A 25537-nucleotide genomic window follows, 5' to 3' on the forward strand; every position below is an offset into this window, starting at 1 on the left:
TGCTGCTCTGCCGACGCACGCCGGCTTAGTCAATCGCCCGCCGACGTACCGAAGCGGCGGTTCGGCGTCAGCGTTGCGCGTTGTAGCGCAGCTGGTCCTGCGTCAGCTGGAAGCCGACCAGCGCCTCGAAGCTCGCAGTCAGCACCGCCTGCCGAACTTCCGGCGTGGAGAGCGGATCGACCGCGGCATCATCGTCGCCCGCCTTGCGCTTGCGCGTCAGCTGCTCGCGCACCGCCTCGGGCAACGTCGCGGCGGCGCGGCTGACGGTCGCGCTTGCCTGACCGCTGGTGGTCGCGAGCGCCTGGCCGGCGTCGAAATGTACCTGCACCTGGCCGACGCGCTTCGCTGCGACCTGCGTGCCGCCGCGCACGATCGAAATGAAATAGGGCAGCACGACGTCGCGCGGCCCGTCCGTCCGTGTGCGGCGCGCGCGCACCTCGAAGCTGACGGTGCTGGTGATGTCGCTCGCGCCCTCGTCGCACGTGCCGCGCACGTTGGTCATCACTGCGGTGACGTCGATCGCACTCGCGTCGCGGCTCGCCGGCGGATCGAACACGGTGATGTCGCCGGTGCCGGCCGGCACGCCGACCACCGGGCAGGCCGAGCGAACCGCGCTGATCCCGACGCCGCCCTCGACCGATATGTCGCCGCTCTTGGCGCAGCCCCCGACGAGGAGGACGAGCGTGAGCGGGGCAGCGAAGTGGCGAAAGGACACGGGCGGGTAAACCTCTTACGATACGGCCGCGCTCATAACCGCCTTCCGTGCGGGCAGGCAATCGCGTAAGCGCTCGCACCATGACCGAGACGCCAGCGACCGCCGCCAAGCCCGTCCTCGAGCTGCTGATCGCCGCGCCGCGCGGCTTCTGCGCGGGGGTCGATCGGGCGATCCGCATCGTCGAACTCGCGATCGAGAAGCACGGCGCACCGGTCTATGTCCGGCATGAGATCGTCCACAACAAGTTCGTCGTCGATACGCTGCGCGCGAAGGGCGCCGTCTTCGTCGAGGAGCTCGACGAGGTGCCCGACGGCGCGCCGGTGGTGTTTTCCGCACACGGCGTGCCCAAGTCGGTGCCGGCGAACGCGCAGGCACGCGGGCTCGACTATCTCGATGCCACCTGCCCGCTCGTCTCCAAGGTCCACCGCCAGGCAGAGCGGCTGGTGGCAGCGGGGCGGCACATCGTCTTCATCGGGCATGAGGGGCATCCCGAGGTGATCGGCACCTTCGGCCAGGTGCCGGCAGGCTCGATGACGCTGATCGAGGACGTCGCGGATGCCGAGGCGTTCGCGCCGGCCGATCCGAACAACCTCGCGTTTCTCACGCAGACGACCTTGTCGGTCGACGACACCGCCGAAGTCGTGCGCACGCTGCAGCGCCGCTTCCCCGCGATGCAGGCGCCGCGCGGCGAGGACATTTGCTACGCGACGTCGAACCGCCAGGCGGCGGTGAAGGCGATTGCGGGAGCGTGCGACGCGGTGCTGGTGATCGGCGCCCCCAATTCGTCGAACTCCGTACGACTGGTCGAGGTAGCGCAGCGCGAAGGCGTGCGCGCCGCGCTGATCCAGCGCGCTGCGGATCTCGACTGGGCGTTCCTCGACGGGATCGGCACGCTCGGCATCACCGCGGGTGCGTCGGCGCCCGAACTGTTGGTGCGCGAGCTGGTCGATCTGCTCGCGACGCGGTTTGACGTGACCGAGCGCGAGGAGGAGACGACGCGCGAGACGATCGCGTTCAAGCTGCCGCGCGCGCTGGAGCAGGCGGCCTAGCCCGTCGGCAGCCGAAGGGGCAGGATCGATGGCGGTCTACACGCATGTCGCGGCCGAGGCGCTCGCGACGTTCCTCGCACGCTACGACGTCGGCGAACTCGTCTCGGCGAAGGGCATCGCCGAAGGGGTGGAGAATTCTAATTACCTCGTCGACACGACCGAAGGTCGCTTCATCCTGACCTTGTACGAGAAGCGCGTGGCGGCGGACGATCTGCCGTTCTTCATGGCGCTCCTCGATCATCTTGATGCCAAGGGGATGCCGGTGCCGCCCGCGATCAAGGATCGCGGCGGCGCCGAGATACAGGAGCTCGCCGGCCGCCCGGCATGCCTCATCAAGTTCCTGCCCGGCGTGTCGCTGTCGCACCCGACGCCGGCGCAGGCGCGCGCCGCCGGCGCGGCAATGGGCGCGATGCACCATGCGGTGGCCGATTTTGCGCCGGTACGCGCGAATTCGATGGGGATCGGTGAGTGGCGCCCGCTGCTCGAGCGGTGCGGGCGCGACATGGATACGATCGCCGACGGGCTCTACGCGCGGGTCGCCGACGCGCTTGGCGCGGTTGAGGTCGCCTGGCCCGCGTCGCTCCCGACCAGCGCGATCCACGCCGATCTTTTCCCCGACAACGTCCTGATGCTCGGCGATCGCGTGACCGGGCTGATCGACTTCTACTTCGCCTGCACCGATATCCGCGCCTACGACCTCGCCGTGATGCACACGTCGTGGATGTTCGACGCGCGGGGTGAAAATCCCGACGCGGCGATCGGACGCGGGCTGCTCGACGGCTATGTCGCCGCGCACCCGCTAAGCGACGCCGAGCGCGCCGCGCTGCCGGTGCTCGCGCGCGGCGCGTGCATCCGTTTCCTACTGAGCCGCGCGTGGGATTGGCTGCACACGCCGGCCGACGCTCTCGTCACCCGCAAGGACCCCCTAGCCTATCTTCGCCGGCTCGCCTGGTACGAGGCCAATCCGGACGCGTTCGCATGACCGACACTATCTCTCCGACCACGAAGGAACTGCCCCGCGTCGAGGCGTTCACCGACGGCGCGTGCAAGGGCAATCCCGGCCCCGGCGGCTGGGGCGCGGTGCTTCGCATGGGGACGCACGAGAAAGAGATGTCGGGCGGCGAGACGCTGACGACGAACAATCGCATGGAGCTCACCGCCGCGATCGAGGCGCTCGCCGCCTTTACCCGCCCGTGCCACGTCACGCTCTACACCGACAGCCGCTACGTCATGGACGGGCTGACCAAGTGGATCCACGGCTGGCGGCGCAACGGCTGGAAGACCGCCGACAAGAAGCCGGTGAAGAACGCCGAGCTATGGCAGCAGCTGCTCGACGCCGCCGCACGCCACCGTGTCGAGTGGCAATGGGTCAAGGGCCATGCCGGCCATCCCGAGAACGAGCGCGCCGATAAGCTGGCGAGCGACGCGGCGGTGCTGGCGGGGCGAAAGATCTAGCGCCTCGGCCAGACGATTGCCTTCTACCCTCCGCCGCTAGCATAGCCGCTGCGGGGAAGCTGGGGAGCGATCGATGACGGGGTTCGATCTGGTATTCGCGGTCTACGGCCTGCTGCTCGGGCTGGCGATCGCGGAGGTGCTCGGCGGCCTGTCGCGTGCGCTGAAGCTGAAACGCGGCGCGCGGCCGGTACGGGTGGGCTGGCTGACGCCGCTGCTCGGCGTGCTGGCGATGCTCGATCTGTCGAATTTCTGGATGCTCGCCTGGGACGCGCGCGACCAGATCCAGGCAAACTACGTGACGCTCCTCGCCGTGCTGACGATGGTGGGCATCTATTATCTTGCCGCGACGCTGATCTTCCCGGACGAGCCGGCGGAATGGCCCGATTTCGACGATTGGTTCGACCGACAGAAGGGTTTCGTCATCGGCGGGTTGCTGGCGGCGAATGTGCTCAGCTGGATCGGGCTCACCGTTCTGGAGGCGCTTCATCCCCTGCCCGAAGTCGCGGCACCCGACAATTCGCTCGTCGACCTCGTATACCTCGTCAGCGGCGTCGGTATTCTGGTGCTGTTCGTCGCGCTGCTGCTGGTACGCAATCGCCGCTGGAATGTGGCGATGTTGGCCGCGCTGTGCATCTTCATGGCCGCGTCGAGCATCACCGAAGGCTATGTCTAGACGCGGACGTGCTGAACCTCACCGCTTCCGGGGTCTCTGCGCGTCGATCAGCGCCTTGGCCAGCAATCGCCGATGCGCCTTTGCCTCGCGATCGAGCGGAATCGCGTAGAGCTGCGTCAGCAGCGCGACGTCGCTCGGCGTCGCCGCCTCGGGCGGATCGTCCGCCGCGAACAGGGCGAGGATCGATTCGGACGGCGGCGGGGTCGCGGGGCGGAACTCGGCCAGCGTGACGAGCGCGGCATAGTCGCCGAGCGCGCGCAGGTCCTGCCGCGACCCGGCGCGCTTGACGTCGATCACCACGGATGCGCCGGTTATCGCGCGCGTCGATTGCGTCGAGATCGCTCCTTCCTTGTAGCGCTGCTGCACCCCGCCCTCGCCCATCGGCAGCCCGTAGCCTCCAACGCCGCCGTCGATCTGGACGAACGAGGGCTGCATCGTAACGGGCGGCACGCCATCGGCGTCGCCCGTCTTGACGATATGCCACCAGCGGACCGGCGCCTCGCCGTGCTGCAGCGCGTCGCGCGCCGCCATCGGCACGTCCTTGAACTGATACGGTGCCCGCGCCATCACTCGCGCGACGACAGCCGGCGCGTCGTCGGTGAAGCTGACGATCGCGTTGGCGGTGCACGGCGCCTGCGCGAGCGGCGCACCGACGGTGCGGGCAAGCGCGCGAATACGCTCAATCACGACCGTCGCCGTTTCGGGCGCGACGCCGCTCACCTTTGGGCAGACCGGCACGACCCAGCGTGCGGCGGGCTGCTGGCCGCGCGCGATGCCGCTCGCGCGGACATGGGCGACCGCACGCTCGCGCCGCTCCTTCGCCTTCGCACCGACAACGAGAATGTCGTCCGCCGCCGGCTTCAGGGCGGCGGCTGCCGGCGGTGACCCTTGTGCGATTGCGGGTTGTGCGACGCTCAGCGCAGCCGCGAGGGCGCCAGCGAACGCCGTCGCGCGAAGGTGCAGTCGTCGCATGCCACCCGATCCTCGTCCCGTTGCGGCCGCATCATGCGCGCCATGCCAGCGCCTCGCAACCGCCGCCGACGATAGGGCGTCAAGCGAAGCGATCGGCGGCGTAGCGCGACACGTCGATGCCAATTGGCGGCGCGTCGCCGAGCAGCAGCGCCGCGCCGATGGCGGCGGCGGCGGGCGCGGTCTGGATGCCGAAGCCGCCCTGCCCCGCAAACCAGAAGAAGCCCGGCGCGTCCGCCGCAAACCCGTAGACCGGCAGGCGATCGGGCGCGAAGCTGCGCAGCCCGGCCCATTTGCGATCCACCGCCGTCACGCGCCAGTCGACCGCATGTTCGAGCCGGTCGATCGCGATCGCGACATCGATCTCCTCGGGCTGCGCGTCGCCGGGGTCGCACGGCGTCTCGTCGTGCGGGCTCAGCCACAGCCGCCCGCCAGCCTCGGGCTTGAAGTAGAAGTCGCCGCCGAGATGCGCGACGTGCGGCATCGCCGGCGTCGAGGGCGGATTGGTCTGCAACTGGACGAGCGTGCGACGATACGGCTGAATGCCGAGCGGGCGCGCGCCGGCGAGCGCCGCGACTGGGTCGGCCCAGGCGCCCGCGGCGTCGACGAGGATTGCGGCGTCGAAGTCGCCGGCCCGAGTCGAAACCCGCCAGCGACCTTCACGGCGCTCGGCCGCAATGAGCGGCGCGCCGAGTACCAGCGTCGCGCCCGCCTTGCGCGCGCGCGCCAGCGCATCGGCGTGAAGCGCGGCGACGTCGATATAGGCGCAGCTCGCCTCCATCACGCCCACCGTCCATCCCGGGCGCAGGCCGGCGACGTAATCGCGCGGATCGACGCGCTCGAGGACGACGCCGCTGCCGGCGAACTCGGCGAGAAACGCCTCGGCGTGCACCTCGTCCGCCGCCTCGCCAATATGCAGCGAGCCGAGCGGATCGAGGAAGCCGCCCGCGCGCAGCGCCTCGCCCGACAGCGAGGTGAGCGGCTGAATGCCAGGCCCGCCATAGGTTTCGGACCAGAAGGCGGCGGAGCGGCCGGTCGCGTGATATCCCGCGACATCCTCCGCCTCGAGCAGCAGAACCCGCGCGCGGCTTCCGATCGCGGCGGCGAGCGTCGCGCCAGCGATTCCTGCGCCGACGATGGCGATATCGTAGTTCATCGCCCGTGTGCTGTAAGAAAACCGTCGATCGCGGCAAGCGCACGATCGCGCACCGGATCGGCCTCGCGCAGGATCTCGTGCGCCGATTCGCGACCGAAGCGGATGACCTGCGCGGTCGGCAGCCGCGCGGCGAGTGCGACCGCGGCGCGCGAATCGACGAGGCCATCGGCGTCGGCGATCAGCATCAGCAGCGGCGTCTTGATCGTCGCCAGCCGCGGATCGGCGCGCTGCGCGCGCGTCGAGGCGAAGGCTTCGGCGAGCCACGCCCAGCTCGGCGGCCCCAGCTTGATCTCGGGCACCGCTTCGTACCAATATTGTTCGTCGTCGTAGCGGCTGTGATCCGCGGTCAGCAGCGTGCGCCGATCGAGCCGCGCGCCGGGACGCTCGTGCCCCTTCCACGCCGGTCGCGCGGGATCGCCGATGCGCCGCATCAGCCGCGCGACTCGTTCGGCAACTCCCGCGCCGACCGGCGATTTCAGCCCCAGCATCGGCGCGATCAGCACCGCCGCCACCGGATCGATCGCGGCCTCCAGCAGCGCGCGCAGCACAAGATGCCCGCCCATCGAATGGCCCATCGCGACACGCGGACCCGCGACGTCCCAGTCGCGCCAGAACGCGGCGAGATCCGCAATCCACGGGGCAAAATCGGTCGCGTGGCCAACGTGCGGATCGGGCGAGAGCCGCCCCGACCCGCCCTGCCCGCGCCAATCGAACGCAGCGATCGTCCAGCCCTGACCGTGCCAATGTCCGAAGCTTTCCAGATACTTTTCGAACACGTCGCCGCGCCCGCCCTGGAACAGGATGCCGCCGCGCATAGCGCCACCGGCCGCTGGCCAGTCGAACCGGCGCAGCTGCCAACCGTCGGGCGCCGCCCAACAGGTCACGGTCGCGTCGGCCGGGATGGCGCGGCGGATCGGGGCGGGATCGGTCATGCGGCGGACATGGTTACGGTTTGGCAAGCCATTACGTCTAGTGCTGCGGTCTCATGGGGTGGGACATACTTTCCTGGGGGCTGCCGGGTGTTCTGGCGATCCTGCTGGTTTCGGCGGGGATCGAGGACGCGCGCATCCGAGAGATCGCCAACTGGAAGAACGCGGCGATCGCGCTGTTGGCTCCCGCGTGGTGGGTTGCGATCGGCCTCGCGCCATGGCCTGACATGGCGTTCCAGCTCGCGCTCGGGCTGCTCGTCTTCGGGGTCTTCGCGATCGCCTTCCATTACGGCCAGATGGGCGGCGGCGACGTCAAGCTGATCGGTGCGATCGCGCTGTGGCTGCCCGCGACGCCGCTGCTGCAGATGCTGCTCGTCATGTCGATCGTCGGCGGCGTGCTGACGCTGATCATGATGATCGAGCATAAGTTCAGCCGAAACAAGCGGATACTTGAGGTACCTTACGGCGTCGCGATCGCCATCGCCGGTCTTCTTGGGCTGCGCGAACCGCTTCTTAACCAATTCACGTAATCATACGCCGACAACGAGAAAGATCGGCCCGCGCTGATGCGAAAGGCACTTTAAGTCATGGATAGTCGCAAGGTCATATTGCTGCTCGGCGCACTGATCGTCGCTGCGATCACCGCGTTCATGGCCCGCACGCTCATCATGGGCAGCAGCGCGCCGACCGCGGCCGCGATGCCCGGCGCGGCGCCCGCCCCGATCGACGGCCCCAAGGTCCTCGTCGCGACGCGCGCGCTGCCGGTCGGCACGATCATCGATCCGACGTCGGTCAAGTTCCAGCCCTGGCCCAAGGAGCTCGTCGAGGGCGCCTATTTCCAGGAGGGCGCCCAATTCGACATGAAGACGGTGCTCGGCACCGTGGTGCGCAACGCGGTCACCGCGGGGCAGCCGATCACGCAGGGCGCGCTGGTCAAGCCCGGCGATCGCGGCTTCCTGGCGGCGGCGCTCGGTGCGGGCATGCGCGCGGTGACGGTGCCGGTATCGACGCAATCGTCGGTCGCAGGCTTCGTCTTCCCGGGTGACCGCATCGACTTGCTGCTGACGCAGGCGGTGCCGGGCGGCGGCGATGGCCCGCCGCTGAAGGCTGCCGAGACGATCATGCGCAACCTGCGCGTGCTGGCGACCGACCAGCGCACCAACCAGGAGAAGGACGAGCAGGGCAACACGGTCGTGCGCACCTTCTCCACCGTCACCATCGAGGCGACGCCCAAGATCGCCGAGCAGATCGCGGTGGCACAGACGCTGGGCTCGCTGTCGCTCTCGCTGCGCTCGATCGCGGACAATGCCGCCGAACTCGAACAGGCGATCGCCTCGGGCGACGTCAAGGTGCCCGAGGGAACTGACCCCAAGGCGGAGAAGGCGATGCTGACGCAACTCGCCGCCGCGCCGCAGACGGGCAATTCAACTTATGCGGTCGGTGCCGACGTGTCGCGCTTCCAGCGCCGCACGGTGCCCGGCAAGTCCGAACAACCCGCCATGGGGGGCGGTATGCCGGTGATGCCGGCGATGGGGGGCGCGCCCGCGCCGGCCTATCCGGGAGCGGCGGTCCGCGTCGCCTCCGGGCCGGTCGTGCGGATCGCGCGGGGCAACACTGTGACCGAAGTGCCGGTCGGGGGGAAGAACTGAGATGCGTATCGACGCAAAGCCGATCGGCTGGCCGCTCGCCGTGGCGCTCGCCGCCGTCGCGATCGCCGCGACGCCTGCCGCCGCGCCGGCCCAAAGCGCCACCGCGCAGGGTCCGACGATGCAGATCGCCACCAATCGCGGGCGTCTCATCACGCTGCCGCGCCCGATGAGCGACCTATTCATCGCCAATCCGGAAATCGCCGACGTCCAGGTCCGCTCGCCGACCCAGCTCTACGTGTTCGGAAAGAAGCCGGGCGAGACGACGATCTCGGCGACCGCGAAGGGCGGCGCGGTGGTCTATGCCTCGACGGTGCGCGTCGGCAACAACTTCGACTCGCTCGGCCAGATGCTCGGCATGGCGATGCCCGATGCCAACATCACACCGACGACGATGAACGGCGTCGTGCTGCTGACGGGCACCGTCGGCAACCCGGATGATGGCGCGGAGGCCGAACGGCTGGTGCAGGCGTTCGTCGGCGAGGGTACCAAGGTGATCAGCCGGCTGCGTACGGCGACGCCGCTGCAGGTCAACCTGCAGGTGCGCTTCGCCGAGGTGACGCGCAGCTTCGTTAAAAACATCGGCATGAATTTGACGACGATCGACGGGACCGGCGGGTTCAAATTCGGCATCGGCAGCGGCCGTCCGCCGGCGAGCTTTTACACCACCGATCGCAACCTGCCGCTGGCCGTCGGCCAGAGCGTGCAGGGCTTCACGATCGATCCGACGACCGGCCTCGTCGTTCAACGCCCGGGCACGTCGATCACCAAGGGCAGCGAGCGGACCACCGCCGGCTTCCTGACCAAGCTACTCGGGCTCGACCTCGTCGGCGCGCTCGACCTCGGCGAGCGGATCGGCCAGGTGACGAGCCTCGCCAATCCGAACCTTACCGCAATGTCAGGCGAGACGGGCACGTTCCTCGCGGGCGGCGAAATCCCGATCCCGATCGCGCAGGGGCTCGGCGCGGTGGGCGTGGAGTACAAGCAATACGGCGTCAGCCTAGCCTATACGCCGACCGTGCTGGGCGACGGCCGCATCTCGCTGCGCGTCCGCCCCGAAGTGTCGCAGCTCGATTATTCGAACGCGGTGACGATCGCCGGTACACAGGTTCCCGGCCTGACGACACGGCGCACCGAGACGACGGTGGAGCTGGGCTCAGGCCAGAGCTTCATGATCGCGGGGCTGCTGCAGAACAGCCACAACAATTCGATCGAGAAGACGCCGGGCGTCGGCGACGTGCCGATCCTGGGCGCGCTGTTCCGCTCCAACGGCTTCCAGCGCAACGAGACGGAGCTCGTCATCGTCATCACGCCGTATCTGGTGAAGCCGGTGAACGCGAACGACATCGTGCTGCCGACCGACGGCTACAAGTCGCCGAACGACGTAGAGCGCGTGCTGATGGGCCAGCTGACTGGCGGCAAGGGCGGCGCGCCGCGGCCCAAGCCGAGCATGGCAGACGGCCCGCCGGTCGCGCCCGCGCTCGGCGCGGTCGCCCCGGTCGCGCCGATGCCGGCACCGGCGAACGGCGCGACGGTCGCCGACACCAAGGCGACGCGCGGCAAGGCAAAGAAGGGCGGCGACGCCCCGGCCCCCGGTTTCTCGATCAACTGATGGCGATGGGTAGGAACAGGATCATGCTGAAGCGCTCAATCCTCATCGCGGTCGCGCCGCTCGCGCTCGCGGCGTGCGGTGGCACGCAGAACCTCGGGCTCGAATCGGTACACCAGCCGGTTGTCAGCCGCGCCGACTACGCCTTCGATCTCGGTGCCGGGCCCGACGGGCTTGCACCGGGGGAAGGGCAGCGGCTGAGCGGCTGGATGACGTCACTGCGGCTGGGCTACGGCGATCGCGTCGCGATCGACGATCCCGCGCGCGATCCCGCGACGCGCGCCGATGTCGCGGCGCAGGCGGCACGCTTCGGACTGCTGGTGTCGGGAGACGCGCCGGTCACCGCCGCCCCCATCACGCCAGGCACCGTCCGCGTCGTCGTCAGCCGCGCGCGCGCCAGCGTGCCGGGCTGCCCCGACTACAGCCGGATGTACCAGCCGGACTACAACCAGCACACCTCGTCGAACCACGGCTGTGCGACCAATTCGAATCTCGCCTCCATGGTGGCGAGCCCGACCGATCTGGTCCGCGGCGAACCGGGCAGCGGTGTCACCGACACGGCGGTCAGCACCAAGGCGATCCAGAGCTTCCGCAACGCCGCGCCGAGCGGCGCGGGCGGCACCGCGGTGAAGGCCGAAAGCGCGGGAGGCAAGTGAGATGAACGCACCCTGGAAACCCGCCGGCGCGACGACGCGCGAGCCGTTCGTCGCCTATGTCTGCGACGAAGCGACCGCCGATGCGCTGCGCCCGATCGTCAGCGAGATGGGCTGGTCTGCCGACAAGGTGAACAAGGGCGGGTTGCGCAACGCGGTCCAGTCGCTGTCGGTCTCGGCGAGCCCACACATCCTGTTCGTCGACCTCGCCGAATCAGGCGACCCGCTCAATGACATCAACTCGCTCGCCGAGGTCTGCGAGCCGGGCACGATGGTGATCGCCTCCGGGCAGGTCAACGACGTGCGGCTGTACCGCGATCTCGTGGCCAGCGGCATCCAGGATTATCTGCTGAAGCCGCTCGGTGCGGAAGCGCTGCGCGATGCCTTCAACCACGCGCAAATGCTGCTCAACGCGCCCAAGCCGACCGAGCAAGCGGTCGAGCATCCGCATTGCGCGGTGGCGGTGATCGGCACGCGCGGCGGCGCCGGCGCCTCGACGATCGCGACCTCGCTCGCCTGGCTGATCAGCGACAAGGAGCGCCGCTCGACGGCGCTACTCGATCTCGACGTGCACTTCGGCACCGGCGCGCTCGCGCTCGATCTCGAGCCGGGCCGCGGCCTGACCGACGCGATCGAGAACCCGAGCCGGATCGACGGCCTGTTCATCGAGCGTGCGATGGTGAAGGCGTCGGAAAACCTTTCCGTCCTGTCCGCCGAGGCGCCGATCAACTCGCCAATCGTCACCGACGGCGCGGCTTATTATCAGTTGCAGGGCGAGATGCGCTCGGCGTTCGAGGCGACGATCATCGACATGCCGCGCGCGATGCTGGTCAATCACCCGCATCTGATCAGCGACGTGCAGGTGGCAGTCGTCGTGACCGAGCTGACGCTCGCCGCGGCGCGCGATTCGATCCGCATCCTCTCATGGCTGAAGTCTAACGCGCCGCAGACACAGGTGCTCGTCGTCGCCAACCGCGTCCATCCCGGGCAGCAGCTCGAGATCTCGCGCAAGGATTTCGAGACCTCGATCGAGCGCAAGATCGATTTCACGATCGGCTTCGACCAGAAGCTCGCCGCGCAGGCTGCGAAGCTCGGCAAGCCGCTGGCGGAGGTCGGCAAGGCGTCTAAGGCGATCGCCCCGATCGCCGATCTCGCGACGCAGCTGTGCGCGATTAGCGCCGAGGACGCGCCCAAGTCGGGCAAGGCCGGCAAGCTGCGCAAGGGCACCTCGCTGATCGGCAAGTTCACCGATCTGAAGGGTCTGATCCCGAAGAAGGCCGTGAAGAACGGATGACCAGGGCCGTCGCCATCGGCACGGCCATGCCTGGAGCACGGAGCGCGATATGCCTTTGTTACCGGTGATCTTCATCGCGATCGGCGCGCTGCTCACGCTCGGCATGCTGTACGTCGCGATGAGCGGCCCGTCGACCGCGCGCGTCGGCAGCCGGCGGCTGGCTGCGGTGCGCGATCGCTACTCGGGCGCGCCCGGCGTCGCGGTCGAGGCGCAGATGCGTCGCATCACCGGCCGTAACGCCACCAAGGCGGATCGCGCGGCGATGCGCTTCCTCCCCAATCCGGCGGAGCTGCAGAAGCGGCTCAACATGACCGGCAAGACCTGGACGGTAGGCCAGTACGGCATCACCACCGTGTCGGCGACGCTTGGCACCGCATTGATCATGTGGCTGATCGGCATGCCTATCCTACTGGCGCTCTTCCTCGGCCTCGCGGTCGGCGCCGGCGTGCCGCATTTCGTCGTCGGCATGTTCATCAAGCGCCGCGTCGCCAAGTTCAACGCCAAGTTCCCCGATGCGATCGAGCTGCTGGTACGCGGCCTCCGCTCGGGCCTGCCGATAACCGAGACGATGGGCGTCGTCGGTAACGAGGTGCCTGGCCCGGTGGGCGAGGAATTCCGCTCGGTCGCCGACAAGATGAAGATCGGCCGATCGATGGACGTCGCGCTCCAGGAGACCGCCGACCGGCTCGGCACCGCGGAATTCCAGTTCTTCGTCATCACCATCGCGATTCAACGCGAGACGGGTGGCAACCTTGCCGAAACGCTGCAGAACCTCGCCACCGTGCTGCGTCAGCGCGGGCAGATGAAGCTCAAGATCAAGGCGATGTCGTCCGAATCGAAGGCTTCCGCCCTCATCATCGGCGCGCTGCCGTTCGTCGTCTTCACCATGATCTGGTTCATCAACACCGCGTACATGCAGAACTTCTTCGTCGATCCGCGGCTGATCGTCGCCGGCGGCGGCGGGCTCGTCTGGATGGCGATCGGGGCGTTCATCATGAACAAAATGGTCAATTTCGAGATCTGATCGATGGAACCGACACAAGGCCCGACGCTGCTTGGCGTAGACGTCCTCTGGGCGGCGACCCTGCTCTCCGCCGTCGCCGCGATGGCGGTGATGGTGGCGATCTACGCCGCGCTCAGCGTCCGCGATCCGATGGCGAAGCGCGTGAAAGCGCTCAACGATCGGCGCGAGCAACTCAAGGCGGGCATCACTGCCTCGACCAGCAAGCGACGCGCGAAACTCGTCCAGAAGAGCGAGAACGCCGATCGCATCCGCGAGCTGCTTGAATCGCTCAAGGTACTCCAGGACAGCCAGCTCAAGATCGCGCAGCAGAAACTGCTGCAGGCCGGCATCCGCAAGAAGGAATGGGCCGTCGGCGTGATCTTCGGCCGGCTGGTGTTGCCGATCGTCATCGGCGGCTTCATGGTCTTCATCGTCTACGGCACCGATACGTTCGCCGAATGGACCGCGCTCAAGCGCTACGCGCTCGTCGCTGGTAGCTTTATCCTGAGCTACAAAGCGCCCGACATCTATCTGAAGAACAAGATCACCAAGCGATCGGACGCGATCCGCAAGGGCCTGCCCGACGCGCTCGACCTGCTGGTGATCTGCGCCGAGGCGGGTTTGACCGTCGACGCCGCCTTCCACCGCGTGGCAAAGGAACTCGGCCGCGCCTATCCCGAGCTCGGCGACGAGGCTGCGCTGACCGCGATCGAGCTCGGCTTCCTCACCGATCGGCGACAGGCGTTCGAAAATTTTGCGCATCGCGTCGCACTCGACGAAGTGAAGGGCATCGTCACGACGATGATCCAGACCGAGAAATACGGCACGCCGCTCGCCAGCGCATTGCGCGTCCTTTCCGCCGAATTCCGCAACGAGCGCATGATGCGCGCGGAAGAGAAGGCCGCCCGGTTGCCGGCGATCATGACGGTGCCGCTGATCCTGTTCATCCTTCCCGTGCTATTCATCGTCATTCTCGGCCCCGCCGCCTGCTCGATCAGCGACGCGTTCATGGGCGGCAGCGCCTGATCGGCGCGCACTCGGGCCAACGCGGAACGCTCGCGCAAAAGCATCGTTGAGCCTGCGTAACAGGAGGTTCGCGATGCTTTTCACCACGCCGACGCAGTGGCTCGCCCTGGCGGTGGCCTTGATCGCGGGATGGCTGTTCGGGCTGGCAAGCCACCCCGGCGGGCGCAAGTGGAAGCAGCGTTACGCCGAGGAACGCGACGTTCACGGCCGCACCCGCAAGGATTACGACACGCGCCTTACCGAGCGCGACGCGCGCGTCGCCGAGCTCGAACGCGAGAATGGCCGGCTGGCGAGCATGACCGCGCCGGTCGCCGCACCGGCAGTTGCGACGCCGCACGCACCGCTCGCGCAGACCGCCGCGCGCCCAGCCGGCACGCGCGCCCGTTGGTTCGACTGGAACAACCGAGTCGGCACTAACGGCTGAGCAAGTATCCGGTCAGCGCGGCACCGCGCCCGCCACGGCGCGACAGGCCGCCAGTCGGCGTGCCGCGTCGATGCCCGCGAAGCGCGAGCGATCGTCGACGAGGACGCGGATCAGCGCGATCCCCTTGGCGCCTTCAACGCGCGCGACGGCGCGACCCGGCGACACCCCCTGCCCCGCCTGCGCGATCGTCACCCGGATCGGTGCACCGCCACTCTCGACATTGTTGCGCACAAACGCGGCGTCGGTGTTGGCTTGGAACACCGACAGCGACCAGTAGCGCGCCGGGATCGACGGCACCTCGATCATGACCGGCCCCGTCGAAACATCGTACGGACAGCTCGAATAGGCGAGATCAGGGCTCGGCCGCACGATCGCGCGTGATTTGTCTGTGGCGAGCGGCGCGTGCGTGAACCGGTTGACACCGCCCTCGGACAGCCGGCTGATCGCCGCGCTCATCAATGTCGTCGGCGTGCGGCTAAGCGTGAAGAAATACGTCACGACACCGATTACCAACGCGAGGATCAGCGGGCCGCGCCACGCCGCGAGCTGTCCTCGACGAGTGGGCCGATCGGTCACGCGCATGCCTCCCGCCGAATGCTGGTAATTGATCGCGCGCCGGAGTCGTGCGCCCGGCATTGGCCGGCAGATAGGTCCGCAGCGTCAGCTCGAAACGGTCAAGCCCACCGGTCGGCAGCCAGTGCCCCGCCTGCCGCTGTGGCGCGACGAGGATCGTCCAGCGCGCGGCCTCCGCCGGCGTCAGAGCCGCGTTGCTGATCGAATACGGCCCATCGCCCGCGAGATAGCCATCACCGTCGTACAGCGTCAGGCTCCACCAGCGCGCGGGCAGGACGCCGCCCGTGATGCGGTAGCGGCATCCGCCCTCAAGCGGCCGCCCGGCGTCGTCCGTTGCAGCGTTATAGTAGCGCGCCTCTCGCGCGGGCAGCGCCAGTAGCCCGCGCAGCGCGACCGCGGCGCACGTACGTGCGCTCTGCGCCCCGGTGGCAAGGTCGGTGCTGCTCGTCCACGCGCCGATCGTTGCATCCGCGCCCATCGCGCTGCCGCGCACGCTGGCGATCGCCGCGCCGAGCCCGGCGACGACGCCGATCACCGCCATGATCAGATAGCGTGCCCACGGCCACATCGCGTTCTCCCGTCCGCCCCCTGGCGTATGCGGCAGAGTGGCGCGCCGCTCCTCACGAGGCAAGCCCCCGGCGCGCGCGCCGCGACCGGGAACCAGGTCATCCGCTCAGCCGCGCGCCTTCAGGGCCGCCTGCGCAGCCGCGAGCCGCGCGATCGGCACGCGGTACGGAGAGGCGGACACGTAATCGAGCCCGACGCTCTCGCAGAACGCGATCGACGCCGGGTCCCCGCCATGCTCGCCGCAAATGCCGAGCTTGATTGCCGGCCGCGTCGCGCGGCCACGCTCGGCGGCGAGCTTCACCAACTCACCCACGCCGTCGACGTCGATCGAGACGAACGGGTCCTTGGCGTAGATGCCCTGCTCGACATAGGCGCCGAGGAAGCGCGCCGCATCGTCGCGGCTGACGCCCAGCGTCGTCTGCGTCAGATCGTTGGTGCCGAACGAGAAGAACTCGCCCGCCTCCGCGATCTCGCCCGCACGCAGCGCCGCGCGCGGCAATTCGATCATCGTTCCAACGAGATAGTCCAGCGTCCTGCCACGTTCCTCGAACACCGCCTTGGCCGTGCGATCGACCACAGCCTTCATCAGCTCTAGCTCACGCTTAGTCGCGACCAGCGGGATCATAACCTCAGGGATCGGCGCCTCTCCGCTCTTCTCCGCTACATCAAGCGCGGCCTCGAAGATCGCGCGCGCTTGCATCTCGTAGATCTCGGGATAGGTCACGCCGAGGCGGCAGCCACGATGGCCAAGCATCGGATTAAACTCGTGCAGCTCCGCCGCGCGCCGCTTGAGCGCGTCGATCGCAACCCCTGCGGCGGTCGCCACCTCGGCGAACTCGGCTTCCTCGTGCGGCAGAAATTCGTGCAGCGGCGGATCGAGCAGCCGCACCGTGACAGGCAGCCCCGCCATTACCTCGAAGATCTCGGCAAAATCGCTGCGCTGTTCGGGCAGCAGCCGCTCGAGCGCGGCGCGGCGGCCGGCCTCATCCTCCGCCAGGATCATCTGCCGCACGGCGGTGATGCGCGCCGCGTCGAAGAACATGTGCTCCGTACGGCACAGGCCGACGCCCTCGGCGCCGAAATCGCGTGCAGTGCGGCAGTCGAGCGGCGTCTCGGCGTTGGCACGCACTTTGAGGCGGCGAACCTGGTCGGCCCATTCCATCAGCGTGCCGAAATCCCCGGCGAGCTCGGGCTGAATCGTCGCTACCTCGCCCGCCATCACCTCGCCCGTCGCACCGTCGATGGTGAGCAGATCGCCCTCGCTGACCTCACGCCCGGCAATCCGCGCGATCTTCGCCTTGCCGTCAATCGACAGCGCGCCCGCGCCCGAAACACACGGGCGGCCCATGCCGCGCGCGACCACCGCGGCGTGGCTCGTCATGCCGCCGCGCGCGGTGAGGATGCCCTTCGCAGCGTGCATGCCGTGGATGTCCTCGGGCGACGTCTCGGTACGCACCAGGATGACAGCCTTGCCCTCGGCGGCCCACTTTTCCGCCGTATCGGCGTCGAACACCGCCGCGCCGCTCGCCGCGCCGGGCGAGGCGGGCAGCCCCTTGGTCAGCACGTCACGCGCCGCCTGCGGATCAAGCGTCGGGTGAAGCAACTGGTCGAGCGCTTGCGGATCGACGCGCGCGATCGCCTCGTCGCGGGTGATCAACCCCTCGTCGGCCATGTCGACCGCGATCTTGAGCGCGGCCTTGGCAGTGCGCTTGCCCGACCGCGTCTGAAGCATCCACAGCTTGCCCTGCTGCACCGTGAACTCGATATCCTGCATGTCGCGATAGTGCCGCTCGAGCCGGTCGAACACCGCGGCGAGCTCGGCATAGGCAACGGGCATCGCCTCTTCCATGCTCAGCGGCTTGGCCCCCGCCTCCTCGCGCGCCGCCTTGGTCAGATATTGCGGTGTGCGGATGCCGGCGACCACGTCCTCCCCCTGCGCGTTGATCAGAAACTCGCCGTAATAGGCGTTGTGCCCAGCCGACGGATCGCGCGTGAAGGCGACGCCGGTGGCGGACGTCTCGCCCATGTTGCCGAACACCATCGCCTGCACGTTGACGGCGGTGCCCCAGCCGCCCGGGATGTCGTTCAGCCGACGATAGACTTTGGCGCGGTCTGACTGCCACGATCCGAATACTGCGCCGACAGCGCCCCACAATTGATCGTGCACGTCCTGCGGGAACGGTTTGCCCCACTGCTCCGCGACGAGACTCTTGAACTCGCCGACGAGCGCCTTCAGGTCTTCAGCGGAAAGCTCGGTATCAAGGTGGAAGCCCTTGTCTTCCTTGGCGATCTCCAGCGCTTCCTCGAACGCGCCGTGATCGAGTTCGAGCACCACGTCGGCGTACATCTGGATGAAACGGCGATAGCTGTCCCACGCAAAGCGTGCGTCGCCGCTGGCGCTAGCGAGCCCCTCGACCGTCGCGTCGTTGAGCCCGAGGTTGAGGACAGTGTCCATCATCCCCGGCATCGACACGCGCGCGCCCGAGCGAACCGACACGAGCAGCGGATCGGACGCGTCGCCGAAGCGCTTGCCCGTCACCTTTTCGATATGCGCGATTCCGTCCGCGACTTCGGCCCGTAGGCTGTCGGGAAACGCCTCGCCTTCCTCGTAATAGCGCGTGCACATCGCGGTGCTGATCGTGAAGCCCGGCGGCACCGGCAGGCCGATCGCGGCCATCTCGGCCAAGTTCGCGCCCTTGCCGCCGAGCAGGTTCTTGTCGCCGCCACCGCCATCCGACACGCCGCCGCCGAAGCGATAGACGTAGCGCTCATCCGCCTTCGATTGCACCGCGGTCGCCATTCCATCGCCTCCTGATCAACACGTATATTGTGCAACGCAACACACGCTCGCCCGCGGGGTTGCAAGCACAATCCCGCTTGGGCGATCGATGGCCGCGCTTCGTCTCAGCCCTCGATGCGCGAGAAATCCGCAACGCCATGGACGGCGGCCCGCACGCGCGCGAGCAGCGCCAGTCGGCCGGCGCGCTTGACCGGATCGGCATCGTTGACCGTCACGCTATCGAAGAACGCGTCGATCGGCGCGCGCAGCGTGGCGAGCGCCGCCATCGCGCCTGCGAAATCCTCCCGCACCACCGCCGCAGCCGCCGCCGGCTCAGCGGCGTCAAGCGCCGCGCGCAGCGTAGCTTCGGCAGGCTTGGCGTCGTAGCTCGGCGCCGCCGGCGCCTCCGCTTCAGCGTAACCCTCCTTCTTGAGGATATTCGCCGCGCGCTTGTACCCGGCGAGCAGGTTCGCCCCGTCGTCGGTACCAACGAACGCCTGCAACGCCTTCACCCGCGCGAGCAGGCGGACTAGATCGTCCTCCCCGCCAAGCGCGAACACCGCGTCGATCAGGTCGTGGCGGACACCGGCCTCGCGCTGCTGGACCTTGAGGCGGTCGGCGAAGAAGGCGTTTATGGTCGCATCGAAAGTGCCAAGATCGTGCCCGCGCTGACGTAGCCACATACTTGCGCTCTGCAGCAGAGCGGCAAGATCCAACCGCAGATTATTGTCTACGATAAGTGCCAGCACACCGAGCGCCGAACGGCGTAGCGCGAAAGGATCTTTCGAGCCGGATGGCGGCAAACCCACACCGAAGAACGCCGCAATCGTATCCAGCTTATCGGCCAGTGACACCGCGACCGTGACCGGGGCCGTCGGCACGTCATCCCCCTGCCCAACCGGCTTGTAGTGATCGCGGATCGCCTCGGCGACTTCAGCCGGCTCGCCCTGCGCGGCGGCGTAATAGCCGCCCATCAGCCCCTGCAGCTCGGGGAACTCGCCGACCATGCCGGTAACGAGATCGGCCTTGGCGAGCCGCGCGGCGCGCTCGGCGTGATCGGGGTTCGCGCCCTTGACGATGCCTTCCTCGACCAGCCAGCGCGCGAGTTTTGCGACGCGATCGACCTTGTCGGCGACGGTGCCGAGCTTTTCGTGAAACACGATCTTGTCGAGCTTTGCCGCCTGCTCTTCAAGCGATGTCTTAAGATCGTTCTCGTAGAAGAAGCGCGCGTCGGCGAGGCGCGCGGCGAGCACCTTGCGGTTGCCCTCGACGATCTTCTCGCCGCCGTCGACCGCGTCGATGTTCGCCGTGCACACGAAGGCGTTGGCGAGCTTGCCGTCGGCATCGCGGCAGACGAAGTATTTCTGGTTCACGCGCGCGGTGAGCTGGATCACTTCGGGCGGCACGTCGAGGAAGCCGGCGTCGAAGCGGCCGAGCAGCGGCACCGGCCATTCGGTGAGCCCGGCGTTCTCCGCCACCAGTCCCTCGTCCTCGACCAGCGTCAGCCCCGCCTTGTTCGCAGCGAGCTTGGCACCAACCGCGATCGTTGCGCGCCGCTCGTTCTGGTCCACGATGACGTGGCACGCGCGCAGCTTCTCGACATAGTCGGCCGCGCTGCCGATGGTGATGATGCCGGGATGGTGGAAGCGATGACCGACCGTCGCCGCGCCGCTCTCGACGCCTGCGATCGCACAGGGCACCACGTGGTCACCGAGCAGCGCGACGATGCCCTGCAACGGGCGGACCCAGCGCGAGCTCTCGGTCGAGTGCGACGCCGCGCCCCAGCGCATCGACTTCGGCCAGGGGAAGCCGCGGACGATCGCCGGGATCGCCTCCGCGAGCACGTCGGCGGTGGCGCGCCCTGGCTTATCAATGACGGCGAACAAGGTCGCGCGCCCCTTCACCTCGCGTGTCTGCAACGCGTCGCGCGTCAGCCCCGCCTTGCGCAGGAAGCCCTCGACCGCCGCGTCGGGCGCGTCGGCGGGCGGGCCCTTCAGTTCCTCGCTCACCGCCGCGGTCTCAGCCGGCAAGTCGCGCGCGATCAGCGCGAGGCGCCGCGGCGTCGCGTAGGTGACGAGGTCTGCTGCGCTCAGCCCAGCCTTCGCGAGTTCGGCCGCGAACAGGCGGGCAAGGTCCTCGCGCGCCTTGTCCTGCATCCGTGCGGGAATTTCCTCCGAGCGCAGTTCGAGGAGAAAGTCGCTCATGCCGCGCTCCACGCCGGGAAGCGGGCGGTCCAGGCCGCGGCGTTTTTCTCGATATACGCGGCGCACGCCCCCTTCGCGAGATCGCGGACGCGGCCGATATAGGCTTGCCGCTCGGCGACAGATATCACCCCGCGCGCATTGAGAAGATTGAAGATATGGCTCGCCTCGATCGCCTGCTCATAGGCCGGGATCGGCAGCTGGCGGGCCAGGCAATTCTCGCACTCCGCCGCCGCCTTGCGGAACAGGTCGAACAGCGTCTCAGTATCGGCGACCTCGAAGTTCCACGTCGACATCTGCCGCTCGTTCTCGAGGAACACGTCGCCGTACGTGACGCCCTGGTCGTTGAAGCGCAGGTCGTACACGCTGTCGACGTTCTGAATATACATCGCCAGCCGCTCGAGCCCGTAGGTCAGCTCGCCCGCCACCGGCTTGCAGTCGAAGCCGCCCATCTGCTGGAAATAGGTGAACTGCGTCACCTCCATCCCGTCGCACCACACTTCCCAGCCGAGCCCCCAGGCGCCAAGCGTCGGGCTTTCCCAATCGTCTTCGACGAAGCGGATGTCGTGGCGCGTGAAATCGATCCCGATCGCCGCTAGGCTGCCGAGATACTGTTCCTGCAGATCGGCGGGGCTCGGCTTCAGGATCACCTGATACTGATAGTAATGCTGCAGTCGGTTGGGGTTCTCGCCGTAGCGGCCGTCGGTCGGGCGGCGGCACGGCTGGACGAAGGCGGCGTTCCACGCCTCCGGGCCGAGCGCGCGCAGCGTCGTCGCGGTGTGGAACGTGCCCGCACCCATGCGCATGTCGTACGGCTGGAGGATCAGGCAGCCGCGCGCGCTCCAGTAGGAATGGAGCGTCAGGATCATGTCCTGGAAGCTCAGCGGCGCATCTGTTGAGGTGGCGTTCATCGCGGGCGCGGCAATGGCGGATGGCTCGCCAACAGGCAAGGGCCGGGCTAGGCTGGGCCCGGTCGTCGTACCAGCCGCATGCCGGCCGCTGCATTCTAGTGAGGTATCTGCTCCCCGTGTTCCGTCCGATCACTTCCGCCCTCGCCTCGCTGGGCCTCGCCTTCGCCCTTCCCGCCTGCGCGCAGCCCGCGCCGGTCGCGACGCAGGACGCCGATCCCGCGCTGTGGGTGGTGCGCGACAAGGACACGACGATCTACCTGTTCGGCACGATCCACGTGCTTCGGCCCGGTCTCACCTGGTTCGACGAGGCGGTGAAGAAGGCGTTCGATCGCTCGGGCACGCTGGTGCTCGAGATGGTCGAGCCCGACGAGGATACGCAGCAGCGCGTCGTGCTCGCCAAGGCGTTCGATCCCGCCGGCGCGCCGCTGACGCAGAAGCTGCCGCCCGACAAGCGCGCCGCCTTCACCAAGGCGATCGAGGACAACAAGCTGTCGCTCGCTTCGTTCGAGCGGATGCAGCCGTGGTTCGCCGCGATCAGCCTCAGCGTGCTGCCGGTGCAGAAGCTCGGCTATGACGCGCGCAACGGGCCCGAGGGGATACTGACGCGGGCGGCCAAGGCGCAGAAGAAGCAGTTGATGGGGCTCGAGACGTTCGAGGGGCAAATGTCGATCTTCGACGGCCTGTCGCAGAAGGCGCAGGTCGATCTGCTCTCCTCGACGATCGACGAACTGCCCAAGGCGGGCGAGACGATGAGCCGGATGGTCGACGATTGGTCGAAGGGCAATCCGGATGGCCTCGCCGCGACGATGAACGAGGGGCTGAAGGATTCGCCCGAGGTCGCCAAGGCGCTGCTGGTCGATCGCAACGCCAAATGGGCGAGCTGGATCGCGGAGCGGATGCGGACGCCGGGCCGCGTGTTCATCGCGGTCGGCGCGGGGCACCTCGCCGGGCCGGAGAGCGTGCAGAAGCAGCTCGGCAAATATCGCCTCAAGGCAGTGCGCGTGAAATATTGACCCGCCGTCACCCCTCGCGCCGACGCGCCGGCTCCCTATCTCGATCCGATGGGAAGGGTTAGCCGCAAGCTTGGCCTGATCGATGCGGCGGCGCGGGCCGATGCCGCCGCTGCCCCCCTTGCCTGCGCGCTGTGTGATCGCCCGCTCGGCAGTCGCGTCGAATGGCACCACGTCGTGCCCAAGAGCGAGGGCGGCACCGAAACGCAGCCGGTGCACCCGATCTGCCACCGCACGATCCACGCCGCCGCCGACAATGCGACGCTTGCCCGGATCGGCGAGCTCAGCGGCATCCGGGCGATTCCTACCGTGGCCCGCTTCCTGACATGGATCGCCGACAAGCCGCCTGATTTCCACGCGCCGACGCGCCGGACGCGCGCCGCCTAGGTCGCGAGCAGCGCATCGGCGCGGACCAGCGTGCGCAGCGCCAACCCCGCCTCGCCCGCGCGGTCGACCGCGAGGCGGGTCGGCGCCGAGATCGTCGCGAGCAGCGGGCAGCGGGCGAGCACCGCCTTCTCGACCAGCTCGTACGAACAGCGCGACGTGAGCAGCGCGAAGCCGCCGTCCCAGCCCTGCCCCGTCCGCATCATCGCGCCGATCAGCTTGTCGAACGCGTTGTGCCGGCCGACGTCCTCGCGCACCATCTGGATCATGCCATCACGCGTGCACGCCGCCGCGCCGTGGACCGCGCCGGTCGCGGCGTTGATCGGCTGGTGATCGCGCAAAGCGGCATAGGCTTGGAAAATCGCGGAATCGCTGCCGTCCCATCGCGCCGCGTGTGGCAGCGGACGCAGTGCCTGCGCGAGCGTTTCGACGCCGCACAATCCGCACGACGCATCCGAATTGCGATGCCGCACGCGATCGCCGATCCGCTCGGCGACTCGCTTCGCCAGTGCCAGCCGAACGACGATCCCCGGCTCGCCTCGATGAACGTCGATCCCGCGCACGTCCATGGCAGCGTCGATCAGTCGCTCGCTCAGCAGGAAGCCATAGGCCAGGTCTTCGATCGCGTCGGGCGTCGCCATCAGCACCGCATAGGCGATGCCGTTGCACTCGATCGCGACCGGCACTTCCTCGGCGATTGCACGATCGATCGTCGTTATAACGCCGTCAGCCGCGACGCGGGCGAACCCGAGCATCGCGGCCGGCGAGCATGATAGGTCGGAATCGGTCATCGCCCGGCACCGTGCGTCAGCCGCCGGTGCCGGGCAAGCGCGATCAATCGGCCAATTCCTCCTCCAGCGCGGCGATGATCGCGCGGTTGAAGGCAGGGATATCGTCGGGCTTACGGCTGGTGATCAGATTGGCGTCGATCACCACTTCCTCGTCCGCGACGTCGGCGCCGGCGTTCTCGAGATCGGTGCGCACCGACGGCCAGCTCGTCACGCGGCGCCCGTCGACGACGTCCGCCTCCACCAGCAGCCACGGCGCGTGGCAGATCGCGGCGACGACCTTGTCGTCGTCCATGAACTCACCGATGATCGACACCGCGCGCTCCTCCAGCCGCATCTTGTCGGGATTGCCGACGCCGCCCGGCAGCACCAGTGCGTCGTAATCCTCGGTATCCACCTGATCGAGCGTCAGATCGGGGGTGATCGTACGCGTCGGATCCGAATCGTTCTTCACGCCCTGGATCGGATCGGTCTTGATCGACGCAAGCGTCACCGTGGCGCCGGCGTCGAGCAGCGCCTGGCGCGGTTCGAACAGTTCGGAATCCTCGAAACCGTCGGTGGCGAGGAACAGCACGCGCGCATCGGAAAGGTCGGCCATGTCGAAAGCAACTCCTGTGTGGATGCGGCTGAGAACCAGTCAGCGACGCGCCCGTTCCGGAACCCGGCGAAGCGCCCGCGCATTTCGTATGGCCGAGGAGGTCGATGGCGGTGGACGCGACAGAAATCGTTTATTGTGATGATGAAGAGCCCGGAATCACGCGGCGCAAGATGCGCCACGGCTGGGGCTATTTCGACGCTTCGGGCAAGCGGATTACCGATCGCGACGAGATCGACCGGCTAAACGCCATCGGACTGCCGCCGGCCTACCGCGACGCATGGTTCTGCCCAAATGCCAACGGCCACATCCAAGCGATCGGCTGGGACGAGAAGGGCCGAAAACAGTATCGCTATCACGCCGATTTCCGCGCCGCGCGTGAGGACGAAAAATACAATCTCTGCGCGGCGTTCGGCCGCGGGCTGCCCAAGCTGCGCGCCCGGATGGAGGCGGACCTCGCCACCCGCGGCCATACCAAGGAGAAGACGATTGCCGCGATCGTCAAGCTGCTCGACATCGGCCATCTGCGCGTCGGCAACGAGACCTACGCGCGCACCAACAAGAGTTTCGGCGTCACGACGCTGCGCGATCGCCACGCCGACATCCGCGGCAAGACGCTGCGGCTGCAGTACAAGGCGAAATCGGGCAAGCTCAAGACGCTGACGATCACCGACGGCAGCCTCGCTCGCTTCGTCAAGAAATGCCAGGATCTGCCCGGCCAGAAACTGTTCCAGTACGTCGACGAGCATGGCGAGCCGCGCCCCGTCACCTCGTCGGACGTCAACGCCTATATCAAGGCAGCGATGGGGTCTGATTTCACCGCCAAGCACTTCCGCACGTGGGGCGCGAGTGCGATCGCGTTCGAGGCGCTCGCGGGATCGAAGGCCAACCTCAGCCTCAAGACGCTGTTGGCGCCGGTGACCGAACGGCTCGGCAACACACCCGCGATCGCGCGGAAATCCTATGTTCACCCGGCGCTCATCGCGTTGGTGAAAGAGGGGCAGGAGGCGTTTCGCACCGGCCTTTCGCTGCCGCGCTCGACGCGCTGGCTAAGCCGGGCGGAACGCGGGCTGATCGCCTTCCTCGAGACCGGCCAGTCGCCGGCGGAGCGCGAAGCGGCCTAACCGC

General features: G+C 68.1%; 26 protein-coding genes. 15 read left to right on the forward strand and 11 right to left on the reverse strand.

The window, feature by feature from the left end; translation table 11 throughout:
• Window positions 1–67: 67 nt before the first annotated feature.
• Window positions 68–715: a hypothetical protein gene (locus B7L05_RS11830; RefSeq protein ID WP_085810450.1), complete on the reverse strand. Its 648-nt coding sequence runs from the start codon at window positions 713–715 to the stop codon at window positions 68–70.
• Between the two features lie 80 nt (window positions 716–795).
• On the opposite strand from B7L05_RS11830, the gene ispH reads away from it, so the two are divergent.
• The 4 genes from ispH to B7L05_RS11850 all read left to right on the forward strand — a co-directional run bounded on the left by ispH (window position 796) and on the right by B7L05_RS11850 (window position 3892).
• Entirely contained in the window at window positions 796–1764 is a 969-nt protein-coding gene (ispH, locus tag B7L05_RS11835) for a 4-hydroxy-3-methylbut-2-enyl diphosphate reductase (RefSeq protein WP_085810451.1), read from the forward strand.
• 28 nt (window positions 1765–1792) lie between these two features.
• Window positions 1793–2746 (forward strand): homoserine kinase, encoded by a 954-nt coding sequence (gene thrB / locus B7L05_RS11840; protein ID WP_085810452.1) that lies wholly within the window; start codon window positions 1793–1795, stop codon window positions 2744–2746.
• Complete coding sequence (gene rnhA / locus B7L05_RS11845; RefSeq protein ID WP_085810453.1) at window positions 2743–3219, forward strand: ribonuclease HI; 477 nt, start codon at window positions 2743–2745, stop codon at window positions 3217–3219. The genes thrB and rnhA overlap by 4 nt, the downstream gene beginning before the upstream one ends.
• Window positions 3220–3292: 73 nt before the next feature.
• A complete protein-coding gene (locus B7L05_RS11850) occupies window positions 3293–3892 on the forward strand; it encodes a hypothetical protein (protein ID WP_085810454.1) in 600 nt (199 codons plus the stop codon).
• Between the two features lie 18 nt (window positions 3893–3910).
• Here B7L05_RS11850 and B7L05_RS11855 read toward each other — a convergent pair whose 3' ends face one another.
• The 3 genes from B7L05_RS11855 to B7L05_RS11865 all read right to left on the reverse strand — a co-directional run bounded on the left by B7L05_RS11855 (window position 3911) and on the right by B7L05_RS11865 (window position 6949).
• Window positions 3911–4864 (reverse strand): hypothetical protein, encoded by a 954-nt coding sequence (locus B7L05_RS11855; protein WP_085810455.1) that lies wholly within the window; start codon window positions 4862–4864, stop codon window positions 3911–3913.
• A 79-nt stretch (window positions 4865–4943) separates the two neighbouring features.
• Complete coding sequence (locus B7L05_RS11860) at window positions 4944–6017, reverse strand: FAD-binding oxidoreductase (RefSeq protein ID WP_085810456.1); 1074 nt, start codon at window positions 6015–6017, stop codon at window positions 4944–4946.
• Window positions 6014–6949 (reverse strand): alpha/beta fold hydrolase, encoded by a 936-nt coding sequence (locus tag B7L05_RS11865; RefSeq protein ID WP_085810457.1) that lies wholly within the window; start codon window positions 6947–6949, stop codon window positions 6014–6016. The genes B7L05_RS11860 and B7L05_RS11865 overlap by 4 nt, the downstream gene beginning before the upstream one ends.
• A gap of 53 nt (window positions 6950–7002) precedes the next feature.
• On the opposite strand from B7L05_RS11865, the gene B7L05_RS11870 reads away from it, so the two are divergent.
• The 8 genes from B7L05_RS11870 to B7L05_RS11905 all read left to right on the forward strand — a co-directional run bounded on the left by B7L05_RS11870 (window position 7003) and on the right by B7L05_RS11905 (window position 14601).
• Window positions 7003–7476: a prepilin peptidase gene (locus tag B7L05_RS11870; RefSeq protein WP_085810458.1), complete on the forward strand. Its 474-nt coding sequence runs from the start codon at window positions 7003–7005 to the stop codon at window positions 7474–7476.
• A gap of 57 nt (window positions 7477–7533) precedes the next feature.
• Window positions 7534–8595, forward strand: a complete 1062-nt coding sequence (cpaB, locus tag B7L05_RS11875) for a Flp pilus assembly protein CpaB (RefSeq protein ID WP_085810459.1) — start codon at window positions 7534–7536, stop codon at window positions 8593–8595.
• A 1-nt stretch (window position 8596) separates the two neighbouring features.
• On the forward strand, window positions 8597–10204 hold the full coding sequence (locus tag B7L05_RS11880; protein WP_085810460.1) for a type II and III secretion system protein family protein: 1608 nt from the start codon (window positions 8597–8599) through the stop codon (window positions 10202–10204).
• A 23-nt stretch (window positions 10205–10227) separates the two neighbouring features.
• Complete coding sequence (locus B7L05_RS11885; RefSeq protein WP_085810461.1) at window positions 10228–10857, forward strand: CpaD family pilus assembly protein; 630 nt, start codon at window positions 10228–10230, stop codon at window positions 10855–10857.
• Between the two features lies 1 nt (window position 10858).
• A complete protein-coding gene (locus B7L05_RS11890) occupies window positions 10859–12148 on the forward strand; it encodes a pilus assembly protein CpaE (protein ID WP_085810462.1) in 1290 nt (429 codons plus the stop codon).
• 49 nt (window positions 12149–12197) lie between these two features.
• Entirely contained in the window at window positions 12198–13172 is a 975-nt protein-coding gene (locus B7L05_RS11895) for a type II secretion system F family protein (RefSeq protein ID WP_085810463.1), read from the forward strand.
• 3 nt (window positions 13173–13175) lie between these two features.
• Window positions 13176–14177: a type II secretion system F family protein gene (locus tag B7L05_RS11900; RefSeq protein WP_085810464.1), complete on the forward strand. Its 1002-nt coding sequence runs from the start codon at window positions 13176–13178 to the stop codon at window positions 14175–14177.
• A 73-nt stretch (window positions 14178–14250) separates the two neighbouring features.
• Window positions 14251–14601, forward strand: a complete 351-nt coding sequence (locus B7L05_RS11905; protein WP_085810465.1) for a hypothetical protein — start codon at window positions 14251–14253, stop codon at window positions 14599–14601.
• Between the two features lie 12 nt (window positions 14602–14613).
• Here the strand turns inward: B7L05_RS11905 and B7L05_RS11910 are convergent, their stop codons facing one another.
• From B7L05_RS11910 to B7L05_RS11930, 5 genes are all read right to left on the reverse strand, one after another.
• On the reverse strand, window positions 14614–15099 hold the full coding sequence (locus tag B7L05_RS11910; protein WP_218776012.1) for a DUF1254 domain-containing protein: 486 nt from the start codon (window positions 15097–15099) through the stop codon (window positions 14614–14616).
• On the reverse strand, window positions 15077–15742 hold the full coding sequence (locus tag B7L05_RS11915) for a DUF1214 domain-containing protein (RefSeq protein ID WP_085810467.1): 666 nt from the start codon (window positions 15740–15742) through the stop codon (window positions 15077–15079). The genes B7L05_RS11910 and B7L05_RS11915 overlap by 23 nt, the downstream gene beginning before the upstream one ends.
• A 105-nt stretch (window positions 15743–15847) precedes the next feature.
• Window positions 15848–18541: a pyruvate, phosphate dikinase gene (gene ppdK / locus B7L05_RS11920; RefSeq protein ID WP_085810468.1), complete on the reverse strand. Its 2694-nt coding sequence runs from the start codon at window positions 18539–18541 to the stop codon at window positions 15848–15850.
• A 104-nt stretch (window positions 18542–18645) separates the two neighbouring features.
• On the reverse strand, window positions 18646–20724 hold the full coding sequence (gene glyS, locus B7L05_RS11925; protein ID WP_085810571.1) for a glycine--tRNA ligase subunit beta: 2079 nt from the start codon (window positions 20722–20724) through the stop codon (window positions 18646–18648).
• Window positions 20721–21632 carry a glycine--tRNA ligase subunit alpha gene (locus B7L05_RS11930; protein ID WP_179187199.1) on the reverse strand — a complete coding sequence of 304 codons (912 nt, stop codon included), beginning with the start codon at window positions 21630–21632 and terminating at the stop codon, window positions 20721–20723. The genes glyS and B7L05_RS11930 overlap by 4 nt, the downstream gene beginning before the upstream one ends.
• Window positions 21633–21748: 116 nt before the next feature.
• Between B7L05_RS11930 and B7L05_RS11935 the strand changes: the two genes are divergently transcribed.
• Window positions 21749–22645, forward strand: coding sequence for a TraB/GumN family protein (locus tag B7L05_RS11935; protein WP_256926710.1), 897 nt, complete (start codon window positions 21749–21751; stop codon window positions 22643–22645).
• Window positions 22646–22693: 48 nt separating this feature from the next.
• The gene (locus B7L05_RS11940) at window positions 22694–23029 is read left to right on the forward strand and encodes an HNH endonuclease (RefSeq protein WP_144037246.1); all 336 of its coding nucleotides are present in this window, start codon (window positions 22694–22696) and stop codon (window positions 23027–23029) included.
• Here the strand turns inward: B7L05_RS11940 and fdhD are convergent.
• Both fdhD and B7L05_RS11950 read right to left on the reverse strand, forming a co-directional pair.
• Window positions 23026–23817, reverse strand: coding sequence for a formate dehydrogenase accessory sulfurtransferase FdhD (gene fdhD, locus B7L05_RS11945; RefSeq protein WP_085810470.1), 792 nt, complete (start codon window positions 23815–23817; stop codon window positions 23026–23028). The two genes, B7L05_RS11940 and fdhD, sit on opposite strands and share 4 nt — an antisense overlap.
• Window positions 23818–23860: 43 nt before the next feature.
• Window positions 23861–24412: a type 1 glutamine amidotransferase domain-containing protein gene (locus B7L05_RS11950; protein WP_085810471.1), complete on the reverse strand. Its 552-nt coding sequence runs from the start codon at window positions 24410–24412 to the stop codon at window positions 23861–23863.
• 170 nt (window positions 24413–24582) lie between these two features.
• Here B7L05_RS11950 and B7L05_RS11955 point away from each other — a divergent pair, with 170 nt between their 5' ends.
• Window positions 24583–25533 (forward strand): DNA topoisomerase IB, encoded by a 951-nt coding sequence (locus tag B7L05_RS11955; protein ID WP_144037247.1) that lies wholly within the window; start codon window positions 24583–24585, stop codon window positions 25531–25533.
• Window positions 25534–25537: the final 4 nt, after the last annotated feature.

The organism is Sphingomonas sp. TZW2008 (assembly GCF_002117915.1).
In the GTDB taxonomy this organism is placed as follows: domain Bacteria; phylum Pseudomonadota; class Alphaproteobacteria; order Sphingomonadales; family Sphingomonadaceae; genus Sphingomonas.

Bases quoted from the DNA above. Each gene is read 5' to 3' on its own strand.
- ispH (WP_085810451.1), top strand. From the start codon at position 796: ATGACCGAGACGCCAGCGACCGCCGCCAAGCCCGTCCTCGAGCTGCTG.
- thrB (WP_085810452.1), top strand. From the start codon at position 1,793: ATGGCGGTCTACACGCATGTCGCGGCCGAGGCGCTCGCGACGTTCCTC.
- rnhA (WP_085810453.1), top strand. From the start codon at position 2,743: ATGACCGACACTATCTCTCCGACCACGAAGGAACTGCCCCGCGTCGAG.
- B7L05_RS11850 (WP_085810454.1), top strand. From the start codon at position 3,293: ATGACGGGGTTCGATCTGGTATTCGCGGTCTACGGCCTGCTGCTCGGG.
- B7L05_RS11855 (WP_085810455.1), bottom strand. From the start codon at position 4,864: ATGCGACGACTGCACCTTCGCGCGACGGCGTTCGCTGGCGCCCTCGCG.
- B7L05_RS11860 (WP_085810456.1), bottom strand. From the start codon at position 6,017: ATGAACTACGATATCGCCATCGTCGGCGCAGGAATCGCTGGCGCGACG.
- B7L05_RS11865 (WP_085810457.1), bottom strand. From the start codon at position 6,949: ATGACCGATCCCGCCCCGATCCGCCGCGCCATCCCGGCCGACGCGACC.
- B7L05_RS11870 (WP_085810458.1), top strand. From the start codon at position 7,003: ATGGGGTGGGACATACTTTCCTGGGGGCTGCCGGGTGTTCTGGCGATC.
- cpaB (WP_085810459.1), top strand. From the start codon at position 7,534: ATGGATAGTCGCAAGGTCATATTGCTGCTCGGCGCACTGATCGTCGCT.
- B7L05_RS11880 (WP_085810460.1), top strand. From the start codon at position 8,597: ATGCGTATCGACGCAAAGCCGATCGGCTGGCCGCTCGCCGTGGCGCTC.
- B7L05_RS11885 (WP_085810461.1), top strand. From the start codon at position 10,228: ATGCTGAAGCGCTCAATCCTCATCGCGGTCGCGCCGCTCGCGCTCGCG.
- B7L05_RS11890 (WP_085810462.1), top strand. From the start codon at position 10,859: ATGAACGCACCCTGGAAACCCGCCGGCGCGACGACGCGCGAGCCGTTC.
- B7L05_RS11895 (WP_085810463.1), top strand. From the start codon at position 12,198: ATGCCTTTGTTACCGGTGATCTTCATCGCGATCGGCGCGCTGCTCACG.
- B7L05_RS11900 (WP_085810464.1), top strand. From the start codon at position 13,176: ATGGAACCGACACAAGGCCCGACGCTGCTTGGCGTAGACGTCCTCTGG.
- B7L05_RS11905 (WP_085810465.1), top strand. From the start codon at position 14,251: ATGCTTTTCACCACGCCGACGCAGTGGCTCGCCCTGGCGGTGGCCTTG.
- B7L05_RS11915 (WP_085810467.1), bottom strand. From the start codon at position 15,742: ATGTGGCCGTGGGCACGCTATCTGATCATGGCGGTGATCGGCGTCGTC.
- ppdK (WP_085810468.1), bottom strand. From the start codon at position 18,541: ATGGCGACCGCGGTGCAATCGAAGGCGGATGAGCGCTACGTCTATCGC.
- glyS (WP_085810571.1), bottom strand. From the start codon at position 20,724: ATGAGCGACTTTCTCCTCGAACTGCGCTCGGAGGAAATTCCCGCACGG.
- B7L05_RS11930 (WP_179187199.1), bottom strand. From the start codon at position 21,632: ATGAACGCCACCTCAACAGATGCGCCGCTGAGCTTCCAGGACATGATC.
- B7L05_RS11940 (WP_144037246.1), top strand. From the start codon at position 22,694: ATGGGAAGGGTTAGCCGCAAGCTTGGCCTGATCGATGCGGCGGCGCGG.
- fdhD (WP_085810470.1), bottom strand. From the start codon at position 23,817: ATGACCGATTCCGACCTATCATGCTCGCCGGCCGCGATGCTCGGGTTC.
- B7L05_RS11950 (WP_085810471.1), bottom strand. From the start codon at position 24,412: ATGGCCGACCTTTCCGATGCGCGCGTGCTGTTCCTCGCCACCGACGGT.
- B7L05_RS11955 (WP_144037247.1), top strand. From the start codon at position 24,583: ATGCGCCACGGCTGGGGCTATTTCGACGCTTCGGGCAAGCGGATTACC.